The 13,016-nt window shown below is 49.3% G+C and carries 11 protein-coding genes and 3 tRNA genes; all 14 read left to right on the top strand.

The window, feature by feature from the left end; all coding sequences use genetic code 11:
- Positions 1-74 precede the first annotated feature (74 nt).
- The 14 genes from H9X84_RS10500 (at position 75) to H9X84_RS10435 (ending at position 12,830) form a co-directional block, all read left to right on the top strand.
- Positions 75-1,190, top strand: coding sequence for a hypothetical protein (locus tag H9X84_RS10500; protein ID WP_205134052.1), 1,116 nt, complete (start codon positions 75-77; stop codon positions 1,188-1,190).
- Entirely contained in the window at positions 1,187-2,017 is an 831-nt protein-coding gene (locus H9X84_RS10495) for a TPM domain-containing protein (protein WP_205134051.1), read from the top strand. Before H9X84_RS10500 ends, H9X84_RS10495 begins: the two co-directional genes overlap by 4 nt.
- Before the next feature lie 199 nt (positions 2,018-2,216).
- Entirely contained in the window at positions 2,217-3,398 is a 1,182-nt protein-coding gene (locus H9X84_RS10490; protein WP_205134050.1) for a CapA family protein, read from the top strand.
- A gap of 154 nt (positions 3,399-3,552) precedes the next feature.
- Positions 3,553-4,281 (top strand): FadR/GntR family transcriptional regulator, encoded by a 729-nt coding sequence (locus tag H9X84_RS10485; protein ID WP_205134049.1) that lies wholly within the window; start codon positions 3,553-3,555, stop codon positions 4,279-4,281.
- Between the two features lie 151 nt (positions 4,282-4,432).
- Positions 4,433-4,505, top strand: a tRNA-Thr gene (locus H9X84_RS10480).
- A gap of 217 nt (positions 4,506-4,722) precedes the next feature.
- Positions 4,723-4,803, top strand: a tRNA-Tyr gene (locus H9X84_RS10475).
- Positions 4,804-4,814: 11 nt separating this feature from the next.
- Positions 4,815-4,888 (top strand) — tRNA-Met (locus tag H9X84_RS10470).
- 512 nt (positions 4,889-5,400) lie between these two features.
- On the top strand, positions 5,401-5,826 hold the full coding sequence (locus H9X84_RS10465) for a hypothetical protein (protein WP_205134048.1): 426 nt from the start codon (positions 5,401-5,403) through the stop codon (positions 5,824-5,826).
- A 1-nt stretch (position 5,827) separates the two neighbouring features.
- Complete coding sequence (locus H9X84_RS10460) at positions 5,828-7,678, top strand: protein kinase domain-containing protein (RefSeq protein WP_205134047.1); 1,851 nt, start codon at positions 5,828-5,830, stop codon at positions 7,676-7,678.
- A 391-nt stretch (positions 7,679-8,069) separates the two neighbouring features.
- Complete coding sequence (locus H9X84_RS10455) at positions 8,070-8,708, top strand: hypothetical protein (protein ID WP_205134046.1); 639 nt, start codon at positions 8,070-8,072, stop codon at positions 8,706-8,708.
- A gap of 170 nt (positions 8,709-8,878) precedes the next feature.
- Positions 8,879-11,137 (top strand): hypothetical protein, encoded by a 2,259-nt coding sequence (locus H9X84_RS10450; RefSeq protein ID WP_205134045.1) that lies wholly within the window; start codon positions 8,879-8,881, stop codon positions 11,135-11,137.
- A gap of 259 nt (positions 11,138-11,396) precedes the next feature.
- Positions 11,397-12,011: a TetR/AcrR family transcriptional regulator gene (locus H9X84_RS10445; protein ID WP_205134044.1), complete on the top strand. Its 615-nt coding sequence runs from the start codon at positions 11,397-11,399 to the stop codon at positions 12,009-12,011.
- 134 nt (positions 12,012-12,145) lie between these two features.
- Entirely contained in the window at positions 12,146-12,631 is a 486-nt protein-coding gene (locus tag H9X84_RS10440; protein ID WP_205134043.1) for a hypothetical protein, read from the top strand.
- Between the two features lie 10 nt (positions 12,632-12,641).
- Positions 12,642-12,830 carry a hypothetical protein gene (locus H9X84_RS10435; protein ID WP_205134042.1) on the top strand — a complete coding sequence of 63 codons (189 nt, stop codon included), beginning with the start codon at positions 12,642-12,644 and terminating at the stop codon, positions 12,828-12,830.
- Positions 12,831-13,016 lie beyond the last annotated feature (186 nt).

Raw genomic sequence — 13,016 nt, 5'->3', positions numbered from 1 at the left:
AAACAGGTGAAATGTCTCCCCATGGGATCAATGTCCGGTGGGAGACATTTTCTGTCATGAAGGAGGGAGCGGGCATGGAAGCCATTACCTTTCTTTGTCCCGGCTGCGGCGCTTATCTGCGTTATGACGGCGGCAGGGAAAAATGGGTCTGCGATTACTGCGACTCGGAATTTACGAAGGAAGAACTGGAGCAGCGAGGCGCCGCTGTGGAGGACAGCAGTTATGAGGTAAGCCCCGGCGACAGCGGAGAACAGGGAAAACTGGAATTTGAGTTTCAGGAGAATATCACCGAGCAGGAGGAGGACGCCCATCTTCGGGCGTATCATTGTCCCAGCTGCGGGGCGGAAATCATCACGGATGACGTTACGGCGGCTACCTTTTGCGTATTCTGCCAGAACCCTACGGTTTTGCCCCAGAAATTCAGCGGTAAATACCATCCTTCGGCGGTGGTCCCCTTTGAAACGGATAAAAAACAGGCGCAGGAAGCCTTTTTAAAGCTTTGTGAGGGGAAAAAGCTGCTGCCTGACGGATTTACGGAGGAACAGCGGCTGGAAAAGATCACGGGCATTTATGTGCCCTTCTGGCTTTTCGACTGCAGCGCCGATTTCGATTATCACGCTACTGGAGAGATACATACCATTTGGAGCGACAGCCGTTTTCATTATACTAAGATCGACCTGTTCCATATCCACCGGGCTGGTACTATGGATTTTGCGCAGATCCCTCTGGATGCTTCGGAAAAAATGCAGGATGATCTTATGGATGCTTTGGAGCCCTTTGATTTTTCCAAGGCCCAGCCCTTCGATATCCGGTATCTCAGCGGCTATCTGGCGGAAAAATACACGTATGAACCAAAGGATCTGTATGAGCGCATGACCAACCGCATTTCTCCCGGCGTCCAGCGTCAGGCGGGCCAAAACAGCGGAAGGTATCACAGCGTTCACAGCATCCGCTGTGATACGAAATTCAAATCGGAAAAGCAGGACTACCTGCTTCTGCCGGTGTGGATGCTCATGAGCCGCTATAAGGATCAGAATTATCTGTTCGCCATGAACGGCCAGACCGGGAAGATTGTGGGCCAGCTGCCCATAGACAGCGGAAAAAGCGTCAAATGGTTCTTTCTTATTTTCCTGATCTCTCTGGTCATTACAGGTATTCTTGCCTTTTTGGTGGGAGGTGTTCTCTTATGAGGAAAATCAGATGCTTTTGTCTGACGCTCTGCTTTTTGCTGCTGTTTTCCGTAAGTGCCTTTGGGCGGACGGAAGGCTATGTCTTTGATGAAGCCGGGCTGTATACACAGGAGGAAGCGGCGGAGCTTTCCGCCAGAGCTCAGAAGATTGGTCAGGATTGGGGACTGGATGTGCTGTTTCTGACCACAGAGGATACCGGCGGGCTTTCCGCCAGAGAATATGCGGCCCAGTTTTATATCGATGGGGCGTTTGGTCTGGGACAGGACCAGAGCGGTATTGTCTTTATCATTGATATGGGCGGCAGAGATGCCCAGATGGTGACGGCGGGCGAAGCCATTGATATTTTTACGGATTATTATATCGACGGGATCTGGAATCAGGTAAAGCCGGAACTTTCGGCAGGAAATTACTATGGAGCCATGTCTTTGTTTCTGGATAATGTCGACTACTATTGTGGACAGTATCAGCAGTATCTGGAAAATCCGGAAGGCTTTGTTTCCGAATACCAGATGTCAAAATCCAATCATACCCTGCTGTTATGCTTGGGGGTGGCCTTTGTCCTTTCCATTGTGATTGCCGGGGTTTCGGTGATTTCCATGAAGCGGGGACATAATAATGTGCGGCCCTATACGGATGGACGGGCTTACTTGAAGGAGAACGGCCTGCATATGAGGATCGACCGTGATTCCTTTGTTTCTACCCATACCATCCGCACAGAGATTCCGGAAAATCATAACCACCACAGCGGCGGTTCCAGCTGGGGCGGCGGTTCCTCTACCTTCAGCCATGGCGGCAGAAGTTTTGGCGGAGGCGGCGGAAAATTCTAAAATAAATGAATCAACAGCCTGATGGGATCACGAAAGAGTATGCGTTTTTTGATAAAAAAGCGGGTACTCTTTTTTTGCGGAAAAATAGATTTCCGGGGAAAATAATTTTGTCCTTTTTCGACAAAATACTTTGGTTTTGGGGAAGAAATGATATAATCGGAGTAAGAACCACGTAATCGTGAAAAAGGAGGGCATAGGTATGAAAAAAAGAGTGTTTATTCTTGGGCTGCTGGCGGCGCTTTTCTGTTTGGGGGGATGCGAGAAGGAAGCGGAATATACCGCCTCGGCGGGAGCGTCTTCCCCGGTGGTGAAGGAGGTTACCATGGCGGTGGTAGGGGATATCATGGTGCATGACTATCAATATAACGAGGCTTATGACGCCGCCACGGATACCTATAATTTTATGCATAATTTTCAGGACGTGAAGCGGTTTTTTGAGGGCTATGATTTTGTGATCGGAAATCTGGAGCTGACTTTCGGAGGTACAGATCGGCCTTATTCCTCCTATCCCTGCTTTAATACGCCGGACAGCTTTCTGGACGCCGTCAAGGACGCCGGTTTTAACCTGCTGACTACGGCCAATAATCATAGTATGGATACGGGAGCGCAGGGCGTGCTTCGCACGTTGTCCCTGCTGGATGAATACGGTATCGACCATGTGGGGACCTATGCCTCTCAGGAAGAACGGGACCAGATTTATACAAAAGAAGTCAACGGCATTACCTTTGCCTTTGTTTCCGCCACCTATGGCACAAACGGCATCCCCGTGCCGGAGGATTATCTGGTAAACCGGCTGGAGGACCCCCAGTTTCTGGCGGATATTTCCCGAGCGCAGGAAATGGCCGATATTGTGGTGGTGATGCCGCATATGGGCAATGAGTATGAGACCTATCCCAGAGATGTTTTTGTGGAATGGGCCGATAAAATGTTTGAAGCCGGCGCTGATATTGTGCTGGCCAGTCATCCCCATGTGCTCCAGCCTATGGAATACCGGCAGGTGGACCATGGCGACGGCGTTCATGATGGGTTTATCATCTATTCACTGGGAAATTTTATTTCTTCCCAGACCACACCGCCCAGAAACGCCTCTATTGTGCTCCATATCACTGTGGAACAGACAGCGGATTATACGCCTAATGTGAAAGAAGTTTCCTTTGTACCCATTTGGACCCAGTTCCGCAACGCGGCCAATGAGGATCATTTTATGGTCCGCAGTGTTTATGAAATGATTACCCTGCCGGAGAGTGAACGGTATGATGTAGTTCGGCCTAAGGATTACCAGAGACTATTGGAAATCCATGAGGAAACAGCCTGCTTCCTGCTGGATCGGGACATTCCGCTGGAAGAAATTCAAGAAGAATATGTGTTTCCAAAGCCATAAAATTTATGATAGAAAAACGGAATAATTAAAAAATTGTATTTTTATAGAAAAAACTGTTTTCCGGCTTGCTGTTAAAAGAAACCGGTGATAAAATAAAAGTGGAAGTACAAATGATAAAATTGCATAAAAATACGACAGAGAAAGGAGGGACTCTATGGAACGGGATTATTTTTTAGAGAACGTGGACTTTTTAAAGCAGGATCTGGGAAAACATAATATATCCCAGACATTGTTTCAAAGATTCAAGGAGCTCATCATTGATGGAAAACTGCCGGCAGGCTATATGATGCCTAACGAGAATATCGTCAGCGAGCATCTGGGCGTAGGTCGGAGCACACTGCGGGAGGCGTATACGGCCCTGGCCGTCTTTGGCTTTATCCGCCGCTCCAAGGCAGGCACTTATGTCAATGAAATTGATAATATCGTCAATATCGCGCCCTTCAGTATTACAGTGGAAAATTCTGATTTGAATGACCTTTTGGAATTTCGGTATATGCTGGAGGCGGAAACAGCCAGTTATGCCGCGAAACGGGCGACAGCGGAGGATATTGTCCAGCTGACCCACTGCTATGAAAAAATGATCGAGTATAAAAATGACGTCAATCTTTTTGTAGATTACGACTCTATGTTTCATATGCAGGTTTCGGCGGCTACCCATAATAAGCTGTTGATGAGTACTATGATCGCCGCCAAAGAATCCTTTGAAAAAGGTATCCGTCTGGCCATGCGGGAATCTTTGACCCAGAACCCCAGAGTAATCGATGTTACCATTGAACTTCATGGAAAAATTCTGGATGCCATCAAAAACGGGGATTATCAAACAGCATATTCCGCCATGCGGGAGCATATTTCCTATGTAAATCTGACCGTAAAATACGGCTGATATTAGAAAAAGAGCCGGGGAGCCGTGACAGGTTTCCCGGCAGATTTTTTGCGATAAGGAATTTTTTTATAAAAACGCGGAAAAATACTTGACGAAATGATTTTCCTATGCTATTATTATATTCGCATCTGAAAATAATTTGATGTAATACGCCGATGTGGCTCAATTGGCAGAGCAGCTGACTTGTAATCAGCAGGTTAACGGTTCGAGTCCGTTCATCGGCTTTTTCTTTTTTGTAAGTTTCATTTTTTGTAAAGTTTCTCGCAGATTGTGAGCAATCGCATGAGCGGGATTTTATAAACGAAAAATGATTCCAAAAAAGGATTATTTTTTCTTCCTGGCGGAAGAAAAACCATTCCATCATTTTTCATTCGTTTCCTCGCGCATTGCAAAGCAATCGCAAGGTCGGAAACTCATAAGCAAAAAATGATTCCATTATATGGGTGGATTCCCGAGTGGCCAAAGGGGGCAGACTGTAAATCTGTTGCGATAGCTTCGAAGGTTCGAATCCTTCTCCGCCCATTCTATACTGCCGCGGAGTAGAGCAGTCCGGTAGCTCGTCGGGCTCATAACCCGGAGGTCGCAGGTTCAAATCCTGTCTCCGCTATTACAAAAAGACATCATACCACCAGGTATGGTGTCTTTTTGTATGTTCCGGAAATGTCTCATGCAGAACCTGATATTTTCGGGGTCCCCGGCCGCTTTGTGGTTGGGGTAAACTTCAAATCCTGTCTCCGCTATTTTGAAAAAGGCTATACTTTTCATAAGGTATGGCCTTTTTTATCCTGTGGCCTCCGCCTTTCCCAGGCAGCAGAAGGAAGGGGCTCATGGAATCCACGGATAAAATGATCTCGGGGAATCGTTTTAGAGATGTTTTTTCCTATGGCGAAATTATTTATTTTACGATAAAATAAAAATAGAAAATATGCAGGACCAGCTTATGTAAAAGCATAAAATTCATTCAGAAACTCATAAAAATTTCGTTTATTGAATTTTATTACATTTGGCGGTTTCTATTGGTACCTTTTACGCTGAGACAGCATCAGGCATCAGAAAATTGCTTCTTCAGCCTGATTGGCTGGGGTGAATGTCAGGCTATGATTGAGAGGAGGGAAAGAGATGTACGAAACTACAAGTAAATTATTCCAAAAACTGCGTGGCCGTGAAAGCGGTAAGGCCCTTTTGCAGAAGGAGCGGACAGAGCCCACCTGTGCCCAGGTATTGCGGGATCTGTTAGAAGAGGCCGGATTCTCTATTCCGGAATGGATTGCCGCCGCCGATATCAGCAAGTCCTATGGGTATCAGGTCTTACGGGGAGAACGTATTCCGGGACGGGACATTCTCCTGCGCACGGCGCTGATCCTGCCGCTGGGGCTAAAGGAAACCCAACGCTTGCTGACGGTGGGAGGCTGCGGGGCGCTTTATCCCAAAATACGCCGGGACGCCGCTGTGATTTTTGCGCTAAACCAAAAAATGACTTTACTGGAAACGGAAGAATTGCTGGCTTCCCTGCCTGAACGAAGCCTTTATACTAAGGAGAGCTAATATGGAGATACGGGAACAGTTTTTGCGGGAGTATCAGGAGCAGGTACTGGACAAGCTGGCGCTGCCTCCCGGTCTGAGAGAACAATACAGCCTTCAGGCCTGTCTGAAGGATGGAGAACGGCAGGTATATCTGGTTCAGGATCAGGCTGGCTGGCCGGCGGTGCTGAAACTCCAGCCCACGGGGCGCGAGGACACACTGCGACAGGAATATGACCTTCTGCGGGGGCTGCGACACCCCCAGCTTCCCCAGCCCATCGCCTATCTGGAATGGGAGGGGAAGGAATATCTGATCCGGGAGTATATGGAGGGGGTCAGCCTCTATGAGCAGGTGACAGCCCAGGGGCCCCTTTCGCCCGACAAAGTACGGACAGCGGCACTGTCTCTGTGCCAGGTGCTAAACTATCTGCACAGTCAAAAACCGCCGGTCATCTGCCGAGATGTCAAGCCTCAGAATGTGGTGATGGACCCAACCGGACGGTGTCATCTGATTGATCTGGGGGCCGCCCGCTGCTTCCGACCAGAGCAGCAAGGGGATACCGTATTTCTTGGAACAGAGGTCACCGCCCCGCCGGAGCAATTTGGCTATCAGCAGACCGATCAGCGCTCTGATATTTATAGCTTGGGCGTACTCATGCGCTTTTTGCTTACCGGCAGCTTTGAATCCTCCAAACAGGACATTGAACCTAATTATCTATGCCGTGTGATCCGGCGATGCACTGCTTTTGACCCCAAAAACCGCTATGGCTCTGTTCGGGCGGTATATCGGGCACTGAAATACCCCCGGCTGGATCTTATGGCAGGAATTGCTGGAGGAATACTGTTTGCGGTCATTCTCCTTCTGCTGCTCTGGTCATCTGCCGGGGAAGCGCAGGTACATTCCTCCCTGTTGGAGGACGCGCTGCGCCAGGAACTGCGGCTGGAGGAGGATGAGCCCATTCCGATAGAGCGACTGGGAGAGGTGGAACAGCTTCTGGTATGCGGAGAAAAACTGATGAGCACTCTTCAGGAGCACGAGGAACAGGCTGGTTTTGCCCATGATCGCTATTTAGTGGAGACCCCCCATGGGGACATCAATGACAGCGACCTGGAGATTTTGGCACAGTGTGTTAACTTGCGGATACTGATCCTGGACTATCAGCAGATCTCAGACATATCCCCCCTGGCGGAACTGCCCTTGGAGTATCTCAGCCTTACGGGGAATCAGATTTCGGATCTGCGTCCGCTGGCCGGTCAAACGGAGCTGCGGGTGCTGGATCTGGGGGAAAACCCTGTGCGATCTGTGGAAGTACTATCCCAGCTGACCGCATTGCGGGAGGTAATATTGGAAGCATCCGGTATTACATCGCTGAAGGAACTTGAGGGAAGCAGCATACAGTCTCTCAATGTGCGCGGTACTTGGGTCACGGACTTTTCCCCGCTGGAATCCTGTCCTAACCTTACTTGCCTGATTATAGGAGAACTGCCCAGCGGGGCGGCGGAAACCCTGGCGGGACTGACTGGTCTGATGGAACTGCGGCTATATTCTACGCAGAACGTGGATCTATTTTATTTTACGGGATTTCAAAAGCTTCAGGATCTGGATCTGTACGGCTGCATACTTCTTCATCCTGAGGCACTGACCAGTTTACCCAGCCTTCGCCTTTTGAACCTTGGTGAAACAGGGATAAATGATCTTTCCTTTCTGCCTGAAATGCCCGCCATGACGGATGTGGACCTACGGAACGATCCTCTTACGGACCTGACCCCGCTTTTGGATTGTCCCTGGCTTAGGCGGCTGACCCTCAGCCTCCAGCATCAGCCCATGGCCCAGGAACAACTGGAACAGGCGATCTTTGAGATTGTGTTTGAATAGTCGTAAAGTATGCAGGCTGCGCACCACTTTTTCCTTTGGACATGGTATACTGAAGGAAATTTCAGCTTAGGCTGACTATGAAGGAGGAATCTAACGTAAAACAAAACAATGGATTACCCTCTCCCTTGCATGACGCCTGATACTGGGCGCTGTGAGCTCCGCTCAGGGCGGCACCTCTTCCCACCTCCCTGGAGGAGCAGAAGACCCTGGCAGAGTACATCATGAAGGGTCTGGGTACCTTCCTGGCTGCCTGAGGGCTTTAGCATGTACTCTGGTGAAATTACCGAGCCCCTGGCAGTAGTGATGAGATGCAAACGACACAAAACCGGATTTGAAATCCTGCCGCAGCGTACATGTAGCAGGAAATCCAAAAATGAAAGGAGATTCGATCATGAAAAAGCTATTTGCATTCCTTATGGCGGTCATGCTGCTGGCCCTTCCCGCTTGTTCTAGCTCAGATAACTCCGCCTCCACCGACAACTCTGATTCCGCCCAGAATGAGACCGCCGAGGTGCAGTATGATTACCAGCTGAAGGCGGGGGAAACAGCCGAAGTCTATGACGTCACCTTTGACCAGATGGTCACAGTGACCGTCGATCCGGCCAGCACACGGGATGCCTCCGTTGATTTGCGCAGCGGCATCTATTTTGATAACTGCACTTTCAACGGCGGCCTTACGGTCCTGGGCGATTATCACGCTATGATCAGCTTAGGCGCCGGCTGTTCCTTCGGAGAGGGTTCCGTTGTCACCTGTAAAGAGGTTACGCCCGGAGTTGCAAAGGAGGCTACCATGGATGATAACTTCGTCAAAGTGTTTGTCTCCTGTGAAGGTGTCACAGTGGAGACAGAATCCGCCATTGGTGTAATAATGGACGGCCCTGCAGTAACCTTTAACGGCACTGTTTACAATAAAGAGGAGATTGTGCCGGATGCATCGACCCTCTTGGGCGTTTACAGCGTCTATGAGAACGACACCATGATCTATGAGAAGCTGGCCATCGGTGATGAAAGCGTTGAAACGTTAGAATAATTATGTAGCCGTATAAAAAAGGCCCGATGCCAATGTGAGTGGCAGCGGGCATTTTCTCAATTATTTGAGGTCTGCAAAACTGCTTGGCGGTTTTTGCTCCCGTATCAGTTTCATGATACAATGGGAATATCATACAATCATTTTTATGTGCAGAAAAGGAGGGATACAGGATGAAAAAAAGGAGCATTGCGCTCATATTGGCTTTGGTAATGTGTGTTTGCCTTGCCGGCTGCGGGCAAGGCGCAGGAAGTGACAACGCCGGTGCTGTATCGTCCAATACCCCCATGCCAACGGAGGAATATGAGCGTGCCCTTTGGTATGGCCTGGCCGATGAGACGGACGATCCGGAGCGGAATGTCACACAGGGAGAATTTGATACCATGCTGACCCGGCTGGTAGAACTTTATAAACCGGAGGCCATGGAGACATGGCAAAATACCTCCTATATCAAAGAGGGGGATAAGGCCAGTGTGTTCCGCTTCCATGGAGCCATCCAGCTTTTGTACGCGGCAGAGGCTATGGACATCGCTGATCTGCCGGATGGCGGATATCCTACTCTGAATAATGATTCTGTAGACTGGTTAGCTTTCTGGTCCTTGGACTGGGAGAAAACGGATGGATGGAGTGAGGAATCCTTTTCTGAATCCAGCGAGGCCATAACAGAAGCCTGGGTTCATGACAGTGAGGTTTTGTCTCATTTTCATGGAGGGATCAATTTCGCAGTCAGCAGACTCTCCCGTGTCACCGGCTCTCCCCTTTTAGACATTGATGTGGAGGGCGGGACCTACCTGCGGCTTATGGATTTTCTGACCTATCGGGAGGCCGCTGTGGCTGTGCTGCGCCTGTACGAAAGCAATCCGGAAATCGCCGCCCTGTTTCCTGAGGAGGAAGCCTCCGCCGCCGTGGCAGAGGAGATCCTGGCCCAGGCGGAGGAGCGCCGGCAGTCTATTCTGAACAGTGAAACACAAATCGAGTATACCGGTACCGCCTATTATCTCTCCAACGACGGCGATGACAGCGCCGATGGCACCAGCCCGGAAACAGCCTGGGCCACCATCGGCCGGCTGAACAGCGCGCAGCTCCAAAAGGGAGACGCGGTGTTTTTCCAGCGGGGTGATACCTGGCGGGGCGAAATGCTGCTTCCCCAGCCATATGTGACCTACTCTGCCTACGGTGAGGGAGCGAAACCCCGGCTCATTGGCTCGCCCGAAAACGGGGCCGACCCGGACAAGTGGTCTCTGCTGGAGGGAACAGACAACATCTGGGTATTCTATCGGGATCTGCCCGACTGCGGGATGATCGTGCTGGACGAAAAGCAATCGGCTGAGAAGATTCTTGGCTTCTGGGACGGAACGCAGTATCTGGACTATGTTGGCCCGGATAACCAATCCCTCGGCAATGCCTTTTCGTCAGAAGAGATTCTCTCTGCCGACCCCTTTGTGGTGACAGAACAGCTGGATCGGGATCTCACCTTCTTCTCCCAGGCCGACAGTGAACTGCCGGACACCCTGCCCATCTATCTCATGGGGGCTTACGCAGAATTTACCGACGAGGGCTGCCTGGCGTACCGAACCCAGGGCCCCCTCTACTTCCGCTGCGACGAAGGGAATCCCGGTAAGATCTACGACAGCATCGAGTTTGTGACCCCCATGCCGTCCATAGAGGTTCTGTCGGAGGGAACTGTGCTGGATAACCTCTACATCGGATTTACCCAGGGCACTGTTACATATCACTATAACGCGGACAACTGCAGGGTACAAAACTGCGAAGTGGCATGGATCGGCGGCTGTGTAACCTCTTACAGCTTCGATGATCTGGAGGCAAACCCCAGAGGCGTGACCCGGTTTGGCGATGGAATCAACGGTGCCAGCAGCCATGTGACGGTTCAGAACAACTATATTCACAGCATCATCGACTGCGGCATTTGTCTGGAAATGTTCAGCGGCGACGGTTGTTCTCCGGTGGACACCCACTATATAGGAAACCTGATTTACCATGTGGGCTCTGGCCTGGGGTATATGAACCGGGACGAAAACGCGGACGAATCCCATATGTTCCAGAATTGCACCTTTGAGGACAATATGGTTCTCTTTTCCGGATTGAGCAAGGAAAATTCGTTCAATGAGGCCTGTGCATTCGCCGTAGACGGGGGCAACAATCCCCAGAAGGATTGTGCGGTGCGGAACAATGTGTTCTTCTGCTCCCGGGACGCACTGCTTCTGTGGACACTGTGTGATACCCAGATGCTGCCGGAATTTTCCGGCAACCAGTACATTCAGTACAATAGCTACCCTTACCTCTATGTGATTGAGCCCTACCAGAAATGCTGGGCGGATCAGGCAGAATATGTGGTACGGGAGTTTCTGGGGGATGAGACCGGCAGCTATACGACACTGTACTCCTTCCGCTGGGATACATTGAACTGGTAATTTTCCATCCTTTCAGGAAACGGTATTGCCAGTTTGGAACTGCAAAAGAAAATGGGCTATCTTCCTGAGAAAATAAAGATTGCCGGAATCCTTGTAATGAAAAGGATTCCGGCAATCTTTGCTTTCTTATGGACAGTATCTGGAGTTATTCTTTTTTGGAAAACTAGAGGGGAGGTGTTTTCCCTCTTGTCTTATAAGCCTTTTCGTGATAAAATAAAAACAGTTTATAAATTTTGTTTTTATTATTAGGAGGGTATCTATGCCAAAGGTAGGGTATTCAGAAGAAGAACGGGAACAGATTCGCAGAGATCTGCTGACGACGGCGCTGGAGTTGATGGCCGCGCAGGGCATCCAGCATACCACAGTAGAGCAGATTTATAAAAAAGTAGGGATTTCCCGCACATTTTTTTATACCTTCTTTCCCACAAAAGAGGACCTTGTGGTAGAGACGCTGTATTTACAGCAGCCGAAAGTATTGGATTTTGCCAGAAGGCTGGTGTCAGATCCTGCCCTCAGCTGGCAGGAGGCTGTGACCCGTTTTCTCCATACCTGCTGTTATGGGGAGCGAAACGGCATTGCCGTCATGACTACGGAAGAACAGCAGATGATTTTTCGGCGGCTCTCGCCGGAAAGCTATGATACCTTTCGCCGGAAGCAAATGGCGCTGTTTGGCGGTATTCTGGAGATATTTGGCGTGAGGGCCAATAGGGATCGAATTGCCCTGTTTACGAATCTGAGTCTGGCAGTGATGATTTTGCGCAGAGCCATTCCCGAAACATTGCCCATGCTGGTGCCGGAGGCGGTGGACGAAACTGTCCGTTTTCAGATTCGTTCTATAGTGGATTGTCTGGAAGAAATGAAAAAAGAATCTTAAACTCCGCTCTCATATCCGGGCGGAGCCCCTTTTTCCTAAAATAAAGATAATTTATAAAAATAATCTTTATTTTTATGGCTGTTCGACGGCAAAAAGCCGTTTTTAAGCAATATATTTTTCAGGAGGGAAAGCATATGGGTTTATTCGGAAAATTATTCAAAGGGCCGGAGATTGACATGGAAAAAAGCAATGCTAATGCCAAAAAGATGCGTCTGCTTTTCAATCAGGTGGTGGAACATGGGGATGACTACCGTCTGATTTTTGGCTATACGGAGGATGTGGCATGGTTCAATTATGGCTTTGTCCATGGCAGCAAAACGAAGATCGGCAATCTGATTGTGGGATGGAACGAGGAAAGCAATACTATTGTAGTGGTGCCTACGGTGCCGGATCTTTCCGGCTGCGGTGATGCTACTTATTATCGCCAGTCCGAGATTCTCAAGGCTTATCGGAATAAATATCCCACAGACGCCTTTGTAATCTATCCCGACAAGAAAGGCTATATCGGCATCAACGCCTATGACTGGCTGGAGGATGAAAAGCTCTATGTTTATGTCTCTCAGGAGGAGGAACTGAAGGCCTTTACGGAGTTCTTCCTGAACCGTTTCTCTACAAAATGAGGTGGTGAAAGTGCCGAAAGAAGCAGGTATTCTCTTCCTGGTGATGCTGGGGATGGTGATTTTTGGGCAGATGTGGTTCCGTTTTGTAGAAGGGATTCTGGAGGGGCTGAAAAAACGACTGTTTCCTTCCAAGGAGCCTGTGTCCTGGCATCCTCTGCCTAAGGAGGAAGAAAACAAAGGAGAGATCGAAAAGGACTGAAATATAATATTTTCCTAAGAAAATCAATTTGCCGGAATCCTTGCGGGAACGAAGGACGCCGGCAATTTTATTTTTCCGGTTTGAATTTATAATCTAAGTGCAACAAGTAAAAATGACTCACAGTTTCTGGTAAAATGGTGTTTGCAAAGACATCCATTAAACTAGGAGGAACTATGAGCCACTATA

It is taken from the genome of Anaerotignum lactatifermentans (assembly GCF_016902535.1).
Taxonomy (GTDB): domain Bacteria; phylum Bacillota; class Clostridia; order Lachnospirales; family Anaerotignaceae; genus Anaerotignum; species Anaerotignum lactatifermentans_A.
Note: the sequence above shows the minus strand (reverse complement) of the source record. Positions and strands in the feature narration are given on the sequence as shown.